Annotated in this window: 19 protein-coding genes; 10 read left to right on the forward strand and 9 right to left on the reverse strand. The window is 67.7% G+C overall.

Features of this window, described 5'->3' with window-relative positions:
* Positions 1 to 73: 73 nt before the first annotated feature.
* The 9 genes from M8R19_RS13705 to M8R19_RS13745 all read left to right on the forward strand — a co-directional run bounded on the left by M8R19_RS13705 (position 74) and on the right by M8R19_RS13745 (position 7,230).
* On the forward strand, positions 74 to 370 hold the full coding sequence (locus tag M8R19_RS13705) for a DUF167 domain-containing protein (protein ID WP_249918056.1): 297 nt from the start codon (positions 74 to 76) through the stop codon (positions 368 to 370).
* Between the two features lie 111 nt (positions 371 to 481).
* Positions 482 to 2,449, forward strand: coding sequence for a dynamin family protein (locus M8R19_RS13710; RefSeq protein ID WP_249918057.1), 1,968 nt, complete (start codon positions 482 to 484; stop codon positions 2,447 to 2,449).
* An 81-nt stretch (positions 2,450 to 2,530) separates the two neighbouring features.
* Positions 2,531 to 3,670, forward strand: coding sequence for a homoserine O-succinyltransferase MetX (gene metX / locus M8R19_RS13715; protein WP_116424750.1), 1,140 nt, complete (start codon positions 2,531 to 2,533; stop codon positions 3,668 to 3,670).
* Between the two features lie 9 nt (positions 3,671 to 3,679).
* Complete coding sequence (gene metW / locus M8R19_RS13720; protein WP_009615228.1) at positions 3,680 to 4,300, forward strand: methionine biosynthesis protein MetW; 621 nt, start codon at positions 3,680 to 3,682, stop codon at positions 4,298 to 4,300.
* Positions 4,301 to 4,335: 35 nt separating this feature from the next.
* Positions 4,336 to 4,758 carry a DUF4426 domain-containing protein gene (locus M8R19_RS13725; RefSeq protein ID WP_074977854.1) on the forward strand — a complete coding sequence of 141 codons (423 nt, stop codon included), beginning with the start codon at positions 4,336 to 4,338 and terminating at the stop codon, positions 4,756 to 4,758.
* Complete coding sequence (gene rdgB / locus M8R19_RS13730; protein ID WP_249918058.1) at positions 4,755 to 5,348, forward strand: RdgB/HAM1 family non-canonical purine NTP pyrophosphatase; 594 nt, start codon at positions 4,755 to 4,757, stop codon at positions 5,346 to 5,348. Before M8R19_RS13725 ends, rdgB begins: the two co-directional genes overlap by 4 nt.
* On the forward strand, positions 5,345 to 6,541 hold the full coding sequence (hemW, locus tag M8R19_RS13735; protein ID WP_249918059.1) for a radical SAM family heme chaperone HemW: 1,197 nt from the start codon (positions 5,345 to 5,347) through the stop codon (positions 6,539 to 6,541). Before rdgB ends, hemW begins: the two co-directional genes overlap by 4 nt.
* Positions 6,542 to 6,601: 60 nt before the next feature.
* Positions 6,602 to 6,925 (forward strand): DUF3392 domain-containing protein, encoded by a 324-nt coding sequence (locus M8R19_RS13740; protein ID WP_009615221.1) that lies wholly within the window; start codon positions 6,602 to 6,604, stop codon positions 6,923 to 6,925.
* 50 nt (positions 6,926 to 6,975) lie between these two features.
* On the forward strand, positions 6,976 to 7,230 hold the full coding sequence (locus M8R19_RS13745; RefSeq protein WP_074977863.1) for a hypothetical protein: 255 nt from the start codon (positions 6,976 to 6,978) through the stop codon (positions 7,228 to 7,230).
* A 424-nt stretch (positions 7,231 to 7,654) separates the two neighbouring features.
* Here the strand turns inward: M8R19_RS13745 and trmB are convergent, their stop codons facing one another.
* The 4 genes from trmB to M8R19_RS13765 form a co-directional block, all read right to left on the reverse strand.
* Positions 7,655 to 8,326 (reverse strand): tRNA (guanosine(46)-N7)-methyltransferase TrmB, encoded by a 672-nt coding sequence (gene trmB / locus M8R19_RS13750; protein WP_218585327.1) that lies wholly within the window; start codon positions 8,324 to 8,326, stop codon positions 7,655 to 7,657.
* Positions 8,327 to 8,464: 138 nt separating this feature from the next.
* Positions 8,465 to 9,271 carry a thiazole synthase gene (locus M8R19_RS13755; protein ID WP_009615215.1) on the reverse strand — a complete coding sequence of 269 codons (807 nt, stop codon included), beginning with the start codon at positions 9,269 to 9,271 and terminating at the stop codon, positions 8,465 to 8,467.
* A 57-nt stretch (positions 9,272 to 9,328) separates the two neighbouring features.
* The gene (gene thiS, locus M8R19_RS13760) at positions 9,329 to 9,529 is read right to left on the reverse strand and encodes a sulfur carrier protein ThiS (RefSeq protein WP_249918060.1); all 201 of its coding nucleotides are present in this window, start codon (positions 9,527 to 9,529) and stop codon (positions 9,329 to 9,331) included.
* 101 nt (positions 9,530 to 9,630) lie between these two features.
* Complete coding sequence (locus M8R19_RS13765; RefSeq protein WP_009615211.1) at positions 9,631 to 10,005, reverse strand: DUF423 domain-containing protein; 375 nt, start codon at positions 10,003 to 10,005, stop codon at positions 9,631 to 9,633.
* Between the two features lie 32 nt (positions 10,006 to 10,037).
* Between M8R19_RS13765 and mtgA the strand changes: the two genes are divergently transcribed.
* Complete coding sequence (gene mtgA, locus M8R19_RS13770; RefSeq protein WP_061560511.1) at positions 10,038 to 10,763, forward strand: monofunctional biosynthetic peptidoglycan transglycosylase; 726 nt, start codon at positions 10,038 to 10,040, stop codon at positions 10,761 to 10,763.
* Positions 10,764 to 10,770: 7 nt separating this feature from the next.
* On the opposite strand, the gene M8R19_RS13775 is transcribed toward mtgA, so the two are convergent.
* The 5 genes from M8R19_RS13775 to ftsY all read right to left on the reverse strand — a co-directional run bounded on the left by M8R19_RS13775 (position 10,771) and on the right by ftsY (position 15,574).
* Complete coding sequence (locus tag M8R19_RS13775) at positions 10,771 to 11,373, reverse strand: hypothetical protein (RefSeq protein WP_043313979.1); 603 nt, start codon at positions 11,371 to 11,373, stop codon at positions 10,771 to 10,773.
* Positions 11,374 to 11,452: 79 nt separating this feature from the next.
* On the reverse strand, positions 11,453 to 12,307 hold the full coding sequence (gene rpoH / locus M8R19_RS13780; RefSeq protein ID WP_074977877.1) for an RNA polymerase sigma factor RpoH: 855 nt from the start codon (positions 12,305 to 12,307) through the stop codon (positions 11,453 to 11,455).
* Between the two features lie 113 nt (positions 12,308 to 12,420).
* Complete coding sequence (ftsX, locus tag M8R19_RS13785; protein WP_009615204.1) at positions 12,421 to 13,428, reverse strand: permease-like cell division protein FtsX; 1,008 nt, start codon at positions 13,426 to 13,428, stop codon at positions 12,421 to 12,423.
* Entirely contained in the window at positions 13,428 to 14,099 is a 672-nt protein-coding gene (gene ftsE, locus M8R19_RS13790) for a cell division ATP-binding protein FtsE (RefSeq protein ID WP_009615202.1), read from the reverse strand. The genes ftsX and ftsE overlap by 1 nt, the downstream gene beginning before the upstream one ends.
* Positions 14,096 to 15,574: a signal recognition particle-docking protein FtsY gene (ftsY, locus tag M8R19_RS13795; protein ID WP_249918061.1), complete on the reverse strand. Its 1,479-nt coding sequence runs from the start codon at positions 15,572 to 15,574 to the stop codon at positions 14,096 to 14,098. Before ftsY ends, ftsE begins: the two co-directional genes overlap by 4 nt.
* Between the last annotated feature and the right edge of the window lie 15 nt (positions 15,575 to 15,589).

Below are 15,589 nucleotides of genomic sequence, written 5' to 3' on the forward strand. Positions count from 1 at the left end.
GTAAACTGCGCATCCCCGGCTGTTTCCGCCTCGTCTCGCTCTAGCTCGCGCGCTCCGGGAGTTCGACACGCCAATGAGCTTCTACCGCTGGGACGGCGAGGACCTGATCCTCGATTGCCACCTGCAGCCCAAGGCGAGCCGCGACGAGTTCGCCGGGCTGCACGGCGAACGCCTGAAGATCCGCCTCACCGCCCCGCCGGTGGAAGGCAAGGCCAACGCCCACCTGCTGGCGTTCCTCGGCAAGGCCTTCGGCGTGCCGAAAAGCGCGGTAATACTCGAGAGCGGCGAGCTGAACCGCCAGAAACGCGTGCGCATCCCCCGGCCGACACGGCTGCCGGCCGAGCTGGGGATAACCGCTCGGTCGCCTTGACCGACCTTACATATAGGAATGTGATGAAGGCCAATTGACGCCACCTCGCCGCGCTTCATAATCCAGGCATTCATCTCTCGCGCAGGAAGCGCAAGCCATAGGACCGCCTGGATGAGCATGGAGCGACTCAGTCAGCAGATCGACGCCTACGTCACCTGGAAGCGGGAACTGGTCCGGGACATCATCCGCTATCGCAGCTGGCTGGAGCAGAGCCGGCTGAACAGCGCGGACATAGACGCGCGCCTGGAGCGCGCCCTGCGCCTTCTGCGCCTGGACCACATCACTCTGGCCTTCGTCGGCGAGTTCTCCCGCGGCAAGACCGAGCTGATCAACAGCCTGTTCTTCTCCGAGTACGGCCAGCGCATGCTGCCCTCCCAGGCCGGGCGCACCACCATGTGCCCTACCGAGATCTTCTTCGACCCGCGCTCCGAACGCCCCTACATCCGCCTGCTGCCCGTCGAGACGCGGGTGGCCGACGCCAGCATCGCCCGCTTCAAGCAGGTGCCGCGGCACTGGGTGAACATCCCCCTGGACACCTCCGACCCGGCCAACATGGCCCAGGCCTTCGCGCAGACCGCCCGGACCAAGAGCCTGCCGGTGGAACAGGCGATCCAGCTGGGCTTCCTCCCGGACATGCTGGAAGCCGCCGAACGCCCCGGCCACGTGCGCGTGCCGGCCTGGCGCCACGCCCTGGTCAACTTCGACCACCCGCTGCTGCGCCAGGGCCTGCGCATCCTCGACACCCCCGGGCTGAACGCCCTGGGCAGCGAGCCGGAACTGACCCTGTCGATGCTGCCCAGCACCCAGGCGGTGGTCTTCCTGCTGGCCGCCGACACCGGCGTCACCGCCTCGGACCTGGCAGTCTGGCAGGACCACGTGCGGCACCTGGTGGAAGACGGCCAGTGCACCCTGTACGCGGTGCTGAACAAGGTCGATGTGCTCTGGGACGACCTGGCCGGCGACGCCTTCGTGCACAACGCCATCCAGCGCATCCGCGACGCCACCGCGCGGCAGCTGGGCATCCCCCGCGACAGCGTGCTGCCGCTGTCGGCCAAGCAGGCGCTGCTGGCCAAGGTGCGCAACGACGCCGAACTGCTCGCCCGCAGCCAGCTGGAAAGCCTGGAAACCCTGCTCTGCGAGCGCATAGTGGCGGACAAGGAGCGCTTGCTGGAAGGCGCGGTGCTCAGCCAGGTGCTGGCCCTGCTGAACAACAGCCAGCACAGCCTGCGCGCCCGCCTGGAACGCCTGCGCGAACAGCAGGCGCAGCTCGAAGGCCAGCAGCAGGACAGCGGCCAGCTGCTTTTCGAGCTGACCGCGCGGACCAAGGAAGACCACGGCCTGCACCACCGCCGCCTGCTCAACCTGAAGACCAACCAGCGCCTGCTGCGCCGCCAGGGCGAGCTGCTCGGCCAGACCGTGCGCGCCGAACGCCTGGAGCGGCACCTGGCCAAGGTCCACGAGAAGCTGCGCGGCAGCTGGACCACCCTGGGCATCAACCAGGCCATCCTGAACTTCTTTCAGGCCGTGGAGGGCGACCTGCACAGCCTGCAGCACGAGGCCGAACTGGGTAACCGCATGGTCGAGGCCATCTACCAGCGGCACAACCAGGAAAACCCGCTGAACGCCCTGGACGCCCCGCGCTTCGACGTCGCCGGCTACCAGCGCGAACTGGCCCGGCTGCGCGAGCAAGCCGACCGCTTCCGCCTGCAGCTCAAGACCCTGCTCACCGAACAGCGCCTGCTGACGCGGCGCTTCATCGCCACCCTGGCCCAGGAAGTCATCCTCCTGCACCAGCGCGTGCGCGAAGAAGTGGAGCGCTGGGCCACCGACGCCCTGATGCCGCTGATGCAGTACACCCTGGAGAACAAGCAGCTGCTGGAAACCCACATGCTGCGCCTGAAGGCCCTGGCCCAGGAAACCCAGCAGGTACGCCAGCGCGCCCTGCTCATGGCGCGCTACCAGGAAGAGCTGGAAAAACAGCTGGCCGAAGCCTCGGAAATCCTCCGCCTGCTGCGCCGCCCCTCGCCGCTGCAACGCCAGGCCCGCGTGGTCGCCCTGCCCGGCTCGCAGCGCGCCTGAACGCCCGCGGCAGGCCCGGCCTTGCCGCAGGGGGCGGTGCTCTTTAGACTGGCGCCCTCCTTTTATTCATGAGCTGGGTCGATGCCAACAGTCTTCCCCGAAGATTCCGTCGGTCTGGTCTCTCCCCAGACGCTGCACTTCAGCGAACCCCTGGCCCTGGTCAGCGGCAGGACGCTGCCCGAATACCAGCTGGTGATCGAGACCTACGGCGAGCTGAACGCCACGGCGAGCAACGCCGTGCTGATCTGCCATGCGCTTTCCGGCCACCACCACGCCGCCGGCTACAACAGCCCCGACGAGCGCAAGCCGGGCTGGTGGGACAGCTGCATCGGCCCGGGCAAGGCCATCGACACCCGCAAGTTCTTCGTGGTCGCGCTGAACAACCTCGGCGGCTGCAACGGCTCCACCGGCCCCACCAGCCTCGACCCGTCGACCGGGCGCATCTACGGCTCCGATTTCCCGGTGGTCACCGTGGAAGACTGGGTCAACAGCCAGGCGCGCCTGGCCGACCGCCTGGGCATCACCCAGTGGGCCGCGGTGGTCGGCGGCAGCCTGGGCGGCATGCAGGCGCTGCAGTGGACCATCAGCTACCCCGAGCGCGTACGCCACTGCCTGTGCATCGCCAGCGCGCCCAAGCTCTCGGCGCAGAACATCGCCTTCAACGAAGTGGCGCGCCAGGCCATTCTCTCGGACCCGGAGTTCCTCGGCGGCCACTTCCAGGAACAGGGCGTGATCCCGCGCCACGGCCTGCGCCTGGCGCGCATGGTCGGGCACATCACCTACCTGTCCGATGACGCCATGGGCGAGAAGTTCGGCCGCGACCGCAAGGCCGAGAAGCTCAACTACGACCTCTACAACGTCGAATTCCAGGTCGAGAGCTATCTGCGCTATCAGGGCGAGGAATTCTCCACCCGCTTCGACGCCAACACCTACCTGCTGATGACCAAGGCGCTGGACTACTTCGACCCGGCTTCCGCCCACGATGGCGACCTGGTACGCACCCTGGCCGGGGTCAAGGCGGACTTCTGCCTGATGTCCTTCACCACCGACTGGCGCTTCTCCCCGGCGCGCTCGCGGGAGATCGTCGACGCCCTGATCGCGGCGAAGAAGAACGTCTGCTACCTGGAGATCGACGCACCCCAGGGCCACGACGCCTTCCTCATGCCGATCCCCCGCTACCTCCAGGCCTTCAGCGCCTACATGAACCGCATCAGCGTATAAGGAAGCCCCATGCGCGCCGACCTGGACATCATCCAAGACTGGATCCCCGCCGGCAGCCGGGTGCTCGACCTCGGCTGCGGCGACGGCGAACTGCTCGCCTGGCTGGCCGAACACAAGCAGGTCACCGGCTACGGCCTGGAAATCGACAGCGAAAACATCGCCAAGTGCGTCGAACGCGGCGTGAACGTCATCGAGCAGGACCTGGACAAGGGCCTCGGCAGCTTCGCCAGCAACAGCTTCGACGTGGTGGTCATGACCCAGGCCTTGCAGGCCGTGCACTACCCGGACAGGATCCTCGAAGAGATGCTCCGCGTCGGCCGCACCTGCATCATCACCTTCCCCAACTTCGGCCACTGGCGCTGCCGCTGGTACCTGGCGCGTAACGGCCGCATGCCGGTGTCGGAATTCCTTCCCTACACCTGGTACAACACGCCGAACATCCACTTCTGCACCTTCAAGGACTTCGAGGCGCTGTGCCGCGAGAAGCGCCTGCGGGTGCTCGACCGCCTGGCGGTGGATCGTGACCACCGTCATCGCTGGTCCTGCCGAGTTTGGCCTAATCTGTTGGGTGAAATCGGCATCTACCGGGTCAGCGGTCCAAGCCTGCCGGACCACCGCATCGCCGTCTGAACCGCCCGGGGCCCCGAACCCAGGAGAAGAAAACCATGCGCCGCCTAGCCTCCCTGCTGTTCTGCCTGTTCCTGGCACTGCCGGCCTTCGCCGAGCAGGCCACCACGCTGGGGGACCTCAAGGTCCACTACAGCGTCTACAACTCCAGCTTCCTCCAGCCCAAGGTCGCCGCGGCCGTCGGCGTGGTGCGCAGCAAGGCCCAGGGCGTGATCAACATCGTGCCGCTGGACGCCAGCGGCAAGCCGGCCCAGGTCACCGTCTCCGGCACCGCCAAGAACCTCATGGGCCAGCCGATCCCGCTGACCTTCAAGCGCGTGGTCGAGGAAGGCGCGGTCTACCACATCGCCCAGTTCCCCATCGAAGGCCGTGACACCCTGACCTTCGACATCCAGGTACAGAAAGGCTCCGAAGCCCCGCAAAGCTTCGAGTTCCTCCAGGAAATCTACCCAGACGAATGATCAAGCTCGAACAACTGGTGCTGGCCAGTCACAACGCCGGCAAACTCAAGGAACTCCAGGCCATGCTGGGCGCCCACGTGAAGGTGCGCTCGATCGGCGAGTTCAGCGACGTGGAGCCGGAGGAAACCGGCCTGTCCTTCGTCGAGAACGCCATCCTCAAGGCGCGCAACGCCGCGCGCATCTCCGGGCTGCCGGCGCTGGCCGACGACTCGGGCCTGGCGGTGGACTACCTCGGCGGCGCGCCGGGCATCTACTCCGCGCGCTACGCCGACGGCAAGGGTGACGCGGCGAACAACGCCAAGCTGCTGGACGCCCTGCGCAAGGTGCCGGACGAGCAGCGTGGTGCGCAGTTCGTCAGCGTCCTGGCCCTGGTGCGGCATGCCGACGACCCGCTGCCGATCCTCTGCGAAGGCATCTGGGAAGGCAGCATCCTCCACGAAGCCCGCGGCGAGCACGGCTTCGGCTACGACCCGCTGTTCTGGGTGCCGGCAAGCGGCTGCTCCAGCGCCGAACTGCCCCCCGAACAGAAGAACCGCCTGAGCCACCGTGCCCGCGCCATGGCCCTGCTGAAACAGCGGTTGGGGTTATGAAAGCAGCTGAAAGCTCGAAGCTCGAAGCTGAAAGCCACCAGCTTCCAGCTTCCGGCTTTCAGCTACCGCCGTTGGCGGCCTACATCCATATCCCCTGGTGCGTGCGCAAATGCCCGTACTGCGACTTCAACTCCCACGCCGCCGGCCCGGAGCTGCCCGAGGACGCCTACGTCCAGGCGCTGCTGGCCGACCTGGCGGCTGACCGGCAGCACGTCCACGGCCGCAGGCTGACCTCGATCTTCTTCGGCGGCGGCACGCCCAGCCTGTTCTCCGCCAGTGCCCTGGGGCGCATCCTCGAAGGCCTGGAGCGCGAAGTCGGTTTCGAAAACGACATCGAAATCACCCTGGAGGCCAACCCCGGCACCTTCGAACAGGCCAAGTTCGCCGACTACCGGGCCCTGGGCATCAACCGTCTGTCCATCGGCGTGCAGAGCTTCCAGGCCGACAAGCTCAAGGCCCTGGGGCGCATCCACGATGGCGACGAGGCGGTGCGCGCGGCGGACATGGCGCGCCGCGCCGGCTTCGACAACTTCAACCTCGACCTGATGCACGGCCTGCCCGACCAGAGCGTGGCCGACGCCCTGGCCGACCTGGAGCAGGCCATCGCCCTGGCCCCGACGCACCTGTCCTGGTACCAGCTGACCATGGAGCCGAACACGGTGTTCTGGAGCCAGCCGCCGGAACTGCCGGAAGACGACGCCCTCTGGGAGATCCAGGAAGCCGGCCAGGCTCGCCTGGCGCAAGCCGGCTACCTCCAGTACGAGACCTCGGCCTACGCCCGCGACGGCCTGCGCGCCCGGCACAACCTCAACTACTGGACCTTCGGCGACTTCCTCGGCATCGGCGCCGGCGCCCACGCCAAGCTCAGCAGCCCCGAAGGCAGCATTCTGCGCACCTGGAAGACGCGCCTGCCGAAGGACTACCTGAACCCGGCCAAGGCCTTCCAGGCCGGCGAACGGGTGTTGGAAGCGGCCGACCTGCCCTTCGAATTCATGATGAACGCCCTGCGCCTGGTGGACGGTGTCCCGGCAGAGCTGTTCGAGCAACGCACCGGCCTGCCGCTGCAAGCCATCGCCGAAGCCTGCCGCGAAGCCCGCGCCCAAGGCCTGCTGGCCGAGGACGACGAGCGCCTGCGGCCGACCGAACGCGGCCAGCTGTTCCTCAACGACCTGCTGCAGCAGTTCCTGCCTTAACCAAGCCCGCCGGGGGACGTGTAAACTCCCCCGTCGACCGCCCCCGACCAAGGAGCCTGCATGGACTTCGCCCTCGACCTGATCGCCAGCGCCTCCCGCTGGAGCCGCAGCCATCTGTCCGATATCGCCCTGGCGATCATGGCCACCCTGCTGGTGCTGTTCGGCCCGGCGATCAACGCCTGGGTGCAGCAGCGCATCGGCAGCCTCAACTTCGTCTTCCGCACCCTGCTGTTCGTGCTCATCTGCGCCGTGGGCTACGGCCTGGCCATGGTCTTCGTCACCCCCTGGGTGGCCCACGGCCTGAACTACTTCAACAACTACACCCTGGCGCCGGTGCTGCTGTTGCTGTTCTTCATCATCGGCATGATCGCCGACCGCAGCTGACGGGCCTGCTAGTGTTTCCCCAGTAGCCAACGCGCAGCTGGGGAAACGCCATGAAACCGATCAAGCACCTGTACCTGCACTTCATCGACGGCCAGCGCCTGGCGCTGCGCTTCCCGCAACAGAGCGAGGACCCGGTGGAGGTGGCGCAGGGCATCCGCAAGCAGCTGGAGTCGCCCTGCCTGAGCATCGAGGTGGACGGCGACCTGCTGCTGATCCCGCGCAACAGCATCAAGTACCTGCAGATCACCCCGGCGCCGCTGAGCCTGCCGGACATCACGGTGGTCGGCGCGGAGCTGATCGACTGATTCCGCTCCTACAGGGGCAGGGGAAACACTGACGTAGGATGGGTTGAGCGAAGCGATACCCATCACCGCGGCCGCATGGGTTTCGCAGGCTCAACCCATCCTACGAAGAGCACCTCGGCGCAGTCGACACGCCGCCGCTCCACTTGTAGGAGCGGACCTTGTCCGCGATGCCGGCGGTTCCGGTGCGATTCGCGGATGAGATCCGCTCCTACGCCACGCCACCTACGCCATTCCATGCAGGAGCGCGCCCTGCGCGCGAACGCGGGCAGGGCCCGCTCCTACATTGCAGGCGAGCATGGCTTTTCGTAGGAGCGAGCTTGCTCGCGAACACACCCCGCTGCGGGACTCATTCGCGAGCAAGCTCGCTCCTACGAAGAGCACTCCGGCGCGACCTATAAGACAGCGTGCAGGATGTTTCGGCCGCTCAGTCGACGCGCTGGAACTTCAGGTCCCAGACGCCATGGCCCAGGCGCTCGCCGCGGCGTTCGAACTTGGTTACCGGGCGCTCTTCCGGGCGCGGCACGTAGGTGTTGTCCGGGGACAGGTTGCGGTAGCCGGGCGCGGCGTTCATCACCTCCAGCATGTGCTCGGCGTACTGTTCCCAGTCGGTGGCCATGTGCAGAACGCCACCGACCTTCAGCTTGCTGCGCACCAGCTCCGCCCAGGCCGGCTGGACGATGCGGCGCTTGTGGTGGCGCGCCTTGTGCCAGGGGTCGGGGAAGAACAGCAGCACGCGGTCCAGGCTGGCGTCGGCCACGCAGTCGCGCAGCACTTCCAGGGCGTCGCAGCTGTAGACGCGGATGTTGGTGAGGTTCTGCGTCAGCATGCCGTTGAGCAGCGCGCCCACGCCCGGGCGGTGCACTTCGACGCCGATGAAGTCCTGGTCCGGCGCCGCGGCGGCCATCTCCAGGGTGGCGTGGCCCATGCCGAAGCCGATCTCGAAGGTGCGCGGGGCCTTGCGTCCGAACACCTGGTCGAAGTCGCGCGGGCCGTCGGCCAGTTCCAGGCCGAAACGCGGCCAGCCCTGGTCGAGGCCGCGCTGCTGGCCTTCGGTCATGCGCCCGGCGCGCATCACGAAGCTCTTGATGGTGCGCATCGGCCGGTCGGTGGCCTGCTCGGCCTGGGGCTGCTGGGTATCGCTCATGTTCGGACCTTGGAAAAAACGGGGCAGTGAAAGTGACGACGGGCCGGCCCGCGCTTGGCGAACCGGCCCGCTCGGGGCGCCGCGCCGGGGTCAGCCGATCAGGCCGCTCATCGGCGAGGAGGCGCTGGCGTACAGTTTGCGTGGCATGCGCCCGGCCAGGTAGGCCAGGCGACCGGCGACGATGGCGTGCTTCATGGCCTCGGCCATCATCACCGGGTTCTGCGCGTGGGCGATGGCGGTGTTCATCAGCACCGCCTCGCAGCCCAGCTCCATGGCGATGGTGGCGTCGGAAGCGGTGCCCACGCCGGCGTCTACCAACACGGGAACGGTGGCTTCCTCGAGGATGATGCGCAGGTTGTAGGGGTTGCAGATGCCCAGGCCGGAGCCGATCAGGCCGGCCAGCGGCATCACCGCGATGCAGCCCATCTCGGCCAGTTGGCGGGCGATGATCGGATCGTCGCTGGTGTACACCATCACGTCGAAGCCGTCCTTGACCAGCACTTCGGCGGCCTTGAGGGTTTCCACGACGTTGGGGAACAGCGTCTTCTGGTCGGCCAGCACTTCCAGCTTGACCAGGTTGTGGCCGTCCAGCAGCTCGCGGGCCAGGCGGCAGGTGCGCACCGCTTCCACGGCGTCGTAGCAGCCGGCGGTGTTCGGCAGGATGGTGTAGCGGTCCGGCGGGATCACGTCGAGCAGGTTGGGTTCGTCGGGGTTCTGGCCGATGTTGGTGCGGCGCACCGCCACGGTGACGATCTGCGCGCCGGAGGCCTCGATGGCACGGCGCGTCTCGTCGAGATCCTGGTACTTGCCGGTGCCGACCAGCAGGCGCGATTCATAGGTGCGCCCGGCGAGGGTGAAAGGCTTGTCGACCGGCAGGGTGGAAGAGGCTTGGCTCATCGGATCTTTCCTCAGCAAAAGCGGGTGGGGCGGGGCCTGAATCGGGGAAGCGACGGCCTAGCCGCCGCCGATGGCGTGCACCACCTCCACCTGGTCGCCCTCCTTGAGGGCGATGGCGGCGTGCTGGCTGCGCGGCACTATGTCCAGGTTCAGTTCGACCGCGACGCGGCGCCCGCCCAGTTCCAGGCGTTCGAGCAGGTGGGCCACGCTCTGGCCGTCGGGCAGCTCGTAGGGTTCGCCGTTCAACTGGATACGCATGGGCAGCACCGTCGCGATTGGAGGGGGTGGGCATTCTAGCCCGAGAGCCGGCGATGACCAAGGCGCAAGCGGGCCATCGGCCGGCGATTCTGACGTCCGGGTCAGCCCGCCAGCCTCCAGGCCGCCAGGCCCAGGCACAGCCAGCCGGCGAGGAAGCAGACGCCACCGATGGGCGTGATGGCGCCGAGCACCGGGGTGGAAGTCAACGTCAGCAGGTAGAGGCTGCCGGAGAAGATCAGGATGCCGGCGACGAAGAACCCGCCGGCGATGCCCACCAGGCGGCCGCCCAGGTGCGCCGAGAGCAGCGCCACGCCGAACAGGGCCAGGGCATGGAGCATCTGGTAGTGCACGCCGGTCTGGAAGATCGCCAGGTAATCGGCGCTCAGGCGGCTCTTCAGGCCGTGGGCGGCGAAGGCGCCGAGGGCTACGCCGGTGAAGCCGAAGAAGGCAGCGAACAGCAGGAAGGTACGCAGCATGGGAAAACTCCCTGGAGGGTCAAGCCGTTATAATGACGCGCACTATCGCCCGGGCAAACCCCAGCATGCGCAACCTACTCCGCCGCCTGTTCAAGTTCCTCGTCTATTTCGCCCTGGGCAGCGTGGCCGTGGTCGTCGTCCTGCGCTGGGTGCCGCCGCCGGGCAGCATGCTGATGGTCGAGCGCAAAGTGCAGTCCTGGTTCAACGGCCAGCCCATCGACCTGCAGCGCGACTGGCGCAGCTGGGACTCGATTTCCGACAACCTCAAGGTGGCGGTCATCGCCGGCGAGGACCAGAAGTTCGCCGAGCACCATGGCTTCGACCTGCCGGCCATCGAGCAGGCCCTGGCCCACAACGGCCGTGGCAAGAGCCTCCGCGGCGCCAGCACCATCAGCCAGCAGACCGCCAAGAACCTGTTCCTCTGGTCCGGCCGCAGTTGGCTGCGCAAAGGCCTGGAAGCCTGGTTCACGGTGCTGCTGGAAACTCTTTGGCCGAAGCAGCGCATCCTCGAGGTCTACCTGAACAGCGCCGAGTGGGACGATGGCGTGTTCGGCGCCCAGGCCGCCGCGCGCCACCACTTCGGCGTCGACGCCAGCCGCCTGTCGGCGCAGCAGGCCGCGCAACTCGCCGCGGTGCTGCCCAACCCGCGCCAGTGGAGCGCTGCGCGCCCCAGCGGCTACGTGCGCCAGCGCGCCGCCTGGATCCGCCAGCAGATGTGGCAGCTCGGCGGCCCCGACTACCTGGAACGCCTGCGCTGAGCCTCGCTCAGTGCGCCAGGCTCTCCCGCGGCACCACCTGCAGCCAGACCAGCTCGCCATTGCGGTGCAGCAGCGTCAGGCCGCGCTCGGGATAGATCCAGGCCTCGCCGCCGTCGGTCTGCAAACGCAGGCGCGGCGGGCCGAAGCTGGCCACCAGGCGGCCGACGCTCAGCGTCTGGCTGGGCGCCAGCAGCACCGAGGCCACCGTCTGCCGGCGCAGTTGTTCCAGCATGGCGTCGCTGAGCGGCTGGTCGGGCGCCCCCGGCGCTATGCCCGTGGCCTTCTGCAGGCTGCTGCGCTCCTCGTCGCTCAGCACCAGCTCGGCCTCCATGCGCCAGGGCCCGTCGGGCGTGCCCAGGGTGCCGCGGTAGCTCAGTTGGGCGCCCTGCTGGTCGCGGGTCAGCCACAGCGCGCCCTCCTGCCAGCTGTGCAACTGGCCGAGGTCCAGGGTGCCGTCGGCCAGGGGCCCGAACACCTCGCGCTGCCAGTCCTCCAGCCAGGCCGGGGGCGGCAGCGGCGCCGTGGAGCGCGCCACCCACAGGCCGGCGGCGAAGGCCAGCAGGGCGAAGGCGAGGATCAGCAGGCCATGGGCCGGGCGTAGTCGGGGCATCGGGTCTCCGGGCATTCGCGGGCAGAAAAAAACCGCACCCCGAGGGGTGCGGTCTTCAGTCTAGCGGTGCAGCGGGCGCTTACGCCTCGATGCGCCCCTTGAGCTTGTTCATCGCGTTCTTTTCCAGCTGACGGATGCGCTCGGCGGACACGTTGTACTTGGCCGCCAGGTCGTGCAGCGTCGCCTTCTCCTCGGCCAGCCAGCGCTGCTGGAGGATGTCGCGGCTGCGCTCGTCCAGGCCTTCCAGCGCCTCGTGCAGGCTGGCGGTGGAGCTGTCGCTCCAGTCCGCTTCCTCCAGCTGGCGCGCCGGGTCGTAGCGATGGTCTTCCAGGTAGTGCGCCGGCGACTGGTAGGCGCTTTCGTCGTCGGCGTCGGCCGCCGGGTCGAAGGCCATGTCCTGGCCGCTCAAGCGGCTTTCCATCTCGCGTACTTCCCGGGCTTCCACGCCCAGACTCTCGGCGACGCGTTCGACTTCGTCGTTGCTCAGCCAGGCCAGACGCTTCTTCTGGCTGCGCAGGTTGAAGAACAGCTTGCGCTGCGCCTTGGTGGTGGCGACCTTGACGATCCGCCAGTTGCGCAGGATGAACTCGTGGATTTCCGCCTTGATCCAATGCACGGCGAAGGACACCAGACGCACACCCATTTCCGGGTTGAAGCGTTTCACGGCCTTCATCAGGCCGACGTTGCCCTCCTGGATCAAATCGGCCTGGGCCAGGCCGTACCCGGAATAACTCCGGGCGATGTGCACGACGAAGCGCAGGTGCGCCAGCACCATTTGCCGTGCCGCTTCCAGATCTTGCTGATAGAAGAGGCGTTCGGCCAGTTCGCGCTCCTGCTCCGGCGTCAACAGCGGGATGCTGTTCACCGAGTGCACGTAGGCTTCCAGGTTCGCGCCGGGAGCCAGGGCATAGACAGGTTGCAAAGAAGTGGTCATGCGAATCCTCCGATTCACGAAACTCGCGCAGTGTAGCACTGAGCGATCTGACTGCAAGCGGGTGTAAAAGTTCCTTTACAGCCTTGAAGAAAACCGGGTAAATCAGTCGTTTGTCAGCGCGGCGCCAGCTCCCGCAGGTGCCGCGCCACGGCCAGCCAGGCGCCGATCCAGCCCAGCAGCACCGCGCCTATGGTCAGCGACAGGCCGTCGTTCAAGGGCACGCCGGCCAGGGTGAAATCGCTGCCGTAGAGGCCGGCCAGGTTGACCACCGAGGCGTTCAGCCAGTTCAGCCCGAACTCCAGCAGGGCCCAGGACAGGATGCCGGCGCCCAGGCCGTAGAGCGCGCCCATATAAAGGAAGGGCCGACGCACGTAGCCGTCGGTCCCGCCGACCAGCTTGATCACTTCGATTTCGTTACGGCGGTTTTCGATGTGCAGACGAATGGTATTGCCGATCACCAGCAGCAGGGTCAGCACCAGCACCACGGTCAGGCCGAAGACGAAACGGTCACCCAGCTTGAGGATCGCCGACAGCCGTTCGACCCACACCAGGTCCAGCTGCGCCTGTTGTACCCCGGGCAGTTCGGCCAGGCGTTGACGCAAGGCATCGAGCTGGTTGCGGTCGACCTGCTTGGGCGTCACCGAGATCACCGCCGGCAGCGGGTTCTCCGGCAGCTCCTTGAGCGCCTCGCCCAGGCCGGACTGTTCCTGCAGCTCTTTCAACGCGTCCTCGCGGCTGATCAGCTGCGCCTCGATCACGTCGGGCATGCGCTCGATCTGTTCACGCAGGTCCTGGCCCTGGCTCTCGCTGGTCTTCAGGTCCAGGTACAGGGAAATCTGCGCCGCGCGCTGCCAGGAGCCGCCCAGGCGCTCGACGTTGCCCAGCAGCAGCGACAGGCCCATCGGCAGGCTCAGGGTGATGCCCATCACCAGGCAGGTGAAGAAGCTGCCGAAGGGGTGGCCGAACATCCGCTTGAGGCTGTCCACCAGGCTGGCGCGATGGCTTTCGCCGTAGGCGCTGAACAGCTGGCCCCAGTCGGTGGATTCCTTCTCCACGCGCTCGCGGCTCTTCTTCGGCTGCGTGCCCTCCTCCGGGGCATGCGGCAGTTGCTGATCGTTCATCAGGCCTCCTCCTCGCGGTCCGCGATGATCCGCCCGCGCTGCAGGGTGATCATCCGATGGCGCATGCGCGCGATCAGCGCCAGGTCGTGGCTGGCGATCAGCACGGTGGTGCCGAGGCGGTTGATGTCCTCGAACACGCCCATGATCTCCGAGGCCAGGCGCGGGTCGAGGTTGCCGGTGGGCTCGTCGGCGAGCAGCAGGGCCGGGCGGTGCACCACCGCGCGGGCGATGCCGACGCGCTGCTGCTGGCCGGTGGAGAGGTCGGACGGCAGGTCCTCGGCCTTCTCCTTGAGGCTCACGCGGTCGAGCGCCGCTTCCACCCGCTGGGCGATCTCCGCCTTGGGCAGGCCGAGGATCTGCAGCGGCAGGGCGACGTTGTCGAACACCGTGCGGTCGTTGAGCAACTGGTGGTTCTGGAACACCACGCCGATCTGTCGGCGCAGGAAGGGAATCTGCGCGGTGGTGATGCGCGCCAAGTCCTGGCCGCCGAGCAGCAACTTGCCGGAGGTCGGCCGCTCCATCGCCAGGATCAGCCGCAGCAGCGTGCTCTTGCCAGCGCCGGAGTGGCCGGTGACGAAGAGAATCTCGCCGCGATGGATGCGGAACGAGGCGTCATGCAGGCCGACGTGGCCGTTGGGATAGCGTTTGCCGACCTGCTCGAAGCGGATCATGCGGTCTCCCGGGTCTCGAACAATGCACGGACGAAAGCGTCGGCCTCGAAGGTGCGCAGATCGTCGATCCCTTCGCCGACGCCGATGTAGCGGATCGGCAGGCCGAACTGCTTGGCCAGGGCGAAGATCACCCCGCCCTTGGCGGTGCCGTCCAGTTTGGTCAGGGCCAGGCCGGTGAGTTCCACGGCGTTGTTGAACTGCTTGGCCTGGTTGATGGCGTTCTGCCCGGTACCGGCGTCGAGCACCAGCAGGACTTCGTGGGGAGCCGTGTCGTCCAGCTTGCCGATGACCCGGCGCACCTTCTTCAGCTCTTCCATCAGGTTGTCCTTGGTGTGCAGGCGGCCGGCGGTGTCGGCGATCAGCACGTCGACGCCACGGGCCTTGGCGGCCTGCACCGCGTCGAAGATCACCGAGGCCGAGTCGGCGCCGGTGTGCTGGGCGATCACCGCGATGTTGTTGCGCTCGCCCCACACTTGCAGTTGCTCCACGGCGGCGGCGCGGAAGGTGTCGCCGGCGGCCAGCATGACCTTCTTGCCGTCCATCTGCAGCTTCTTCGCCAGCTTGCCGATGGTGGTGGTCTTGCCCACGCCGTTCACCCCGACCACGAGGATCACGTAGGGCTGCTTGCCGGCCGCGATGGCCAGCGGCTGTTCCACCGGGCGCAGCAGGCCGGCCAATTCTTCCTGCAGGGCCTTGTACAGCGCCTCGCTGTCGGCCAGTTCCTTGCGCGCCACGCGCCTGGTCAGGTTCTGCACGATGGCGGTGGTGGCCTCGACGCCGACGTCGGCGGTCAGCAGGCGCGTCTCGATCTCGTCGAGCAGGTCGTCGTCGATGGCCTTCTTGCCCAGGAACAGGCTGGCCATGCCCTCGCCGAGGCTGGCGCTGGTCTTCGACAGGCCCTGCTTGAGGCGGGCGAAGAAACCGAGCTTGGCCGCTTCGGATGGAACGGCAGGCTTCTCGATGGCGGCGGGCGCGGGCTCGGCGACCAGCGGCTGCTCCGCGACCGGAGCCGGAGCCGGAGCCGGAGCCGGAGCCGGAGCCGGAGCCGGAGCCGGAGCCGGAGCCGGAGCCGGGACAGGCTCGACCACGGGCGCGGCGGGGGCAACGGGCGCAGTTGCCTCGACAGGGAGCTGCGGCTCGGCGGGAATTTGCGGTTCGACCGAGCGGACCGGCTCCAGCGGCTCGGCCGGCAGGCTTTCGGCCTGCGGGGCCGGCGCCGGCGGTTCGACGGGGGCCACGGGCAGCGGCGTGCGCAGCTCGTCGACGGGCGCCGGCCGGGGCGCTTCGGCCGCCGGGACCGCTGCGGCTTGCTCAGGCTGCGCTGCCGGGGCTTGCGCCGCCTGCGCAGGGGCCGCCTCGGCTTCGGAGGCTGGCGCTACGGTTTCTTCGGCCTGGGGTTTCTTGCGGAACCAGCTGAACAGGCCTTTCTTCTCCCCGCCCTGCGGGGCCTTCTTGTCGTCGTTGGAACCAAACATGAATGGCTTGCATCT

It is taken from the genome of Pseudomonas sp. R3.Fl (assembly GCF_023516765.1).
Classification (GTDB): domain Bacteria; phylum Pseudomonadota; class Gammaproteobacteria; order Pseudomonadales; family Pseudomonadaceae; genus Pseudomonas; species Pseudomonas citronellolis.

Coding starts and splice junctions, on each gene's coding strand:
- M8R19_RS13705 (WP_249918056.1), top strand. CDS start 74: ATGAGCTTCTACCGCTGGGACGGCGAGGACCTGATCCTCGATTGCCAC.
- M8R19_RS13710 (WP_249918057.1), top strand. CDS start 482: ATGAGCATGGAGCGACTCAGTCAGCAGATCGACGCCTACGTCACCTGG.
- metX (WP_116424750.1), top strand. CDS start 2,531: ATGCCAACAGTCTTCCCCGAAGATTCCGTCGGTCTGGTCTCTCCCCAG.
- metW (WP_009615228.1), top strand. CDS start 3,680: ATGCGCGCCGACCTGGACATCATCCAAGACTGGATCCCCGCCGGCAGC.
- M8R19_RS13725 (WP_074977854.1), top strand. CDS start 4,336: ATGCGCCGCCTAGCCTCCCTGCTGTTCTGCCTGTTCCTGGCACTGCCG.
- rdgB (WP_249918058.1), top strand. CDS start 4,755: ATGATCAAGCTCGAACAACTGGTGCTGGCCAGTCACAACGCCGGCAAA.
- hemW (WP_249918059.1), top strand. CDS start 5,345: ATGAAAGCAGCTGAAAGCTCGAAGCTCGAAGCTGAAAGCCACCAGCTT.
- M8R19_RS13740 (WP_009615221.1), top strand. CDS start 6,602: ATGGACTTCGCCCTCGACCTGATCGCCAGCGCCTCCCGCTGGAGCCGC.
- M8R19_RS13745 (WP_074977863.1), top strand. CDS start 6,976: ATGAAACCGATCAAGCACCTGTACCTGCACTTCATCGACGGCCAGCGC.
- trmB (WP_218585327.1), bottom strand. CDS start 8,326: ATGCGCACCATCAAGAGCTTCGTGATGCGCGCCGGGCGCATGACCGAA.
- M8R19_RS13755 (WP_009615215.1), bottom strand. CDS start 9,271: ATGAGCCAAGCCTCTTCCACCCTGCCGGTCGACAAGCCTTTCACCCTC.
- thiS (WP_249918060.1), bottom strand. CDS start 9,529: ATGCGTATCCAGTTGAACGGCGAACCCTACGAGCTGCCCGACGGCCAG.
- M8R19_RS13765 (WP_009615211.1), bottom strand. CDS start 10,005: ATGCTGCGTACCTTCCTGCTGTTCGCTGCCTTCTTCGGCTTCACCGGC.
- mtgA (WP_061560511.1), top strand. CDS start 10,038: ATGACGCGCACTATCGCCCGGGCAAACCCCAGCATGCGCAACCTACTC.
- M8R19_RS13775 (WP_043313979.1), bottom strand. CDS start 11,373: ATGCCCCGACTACGCCCGGCCCATGGCCTGCTGATCCTCGCCTTCGCC.
- rpoH (WP_074977877.1), bottom strand. CDS start 12,307: ATGACCACTTCTTTGCAACCTGTCTATGCCCTGGCTCCCGGCGCGAAC.
- ftsX (WP_009615204.1), bottom strand. CDS start 13,428: ATGAACGATCAGCAACTGCCGCATGCCCCGGAGGAGGGCACGCAGCCG.
- ftsE (WP_009615202.1), bottom strand. CDS start 14,099: ATGATCCGCTTCGAGCAGGTCGGCAAACGCTATCCCAACGGCCACGTC.
- ftsY (WP_249918061.1), bottom strand. CDS start 15,574: ATGTTTGGTTCCAACGACGACAAGAAGGCCCCGCAGGGCGGGGAGAAG.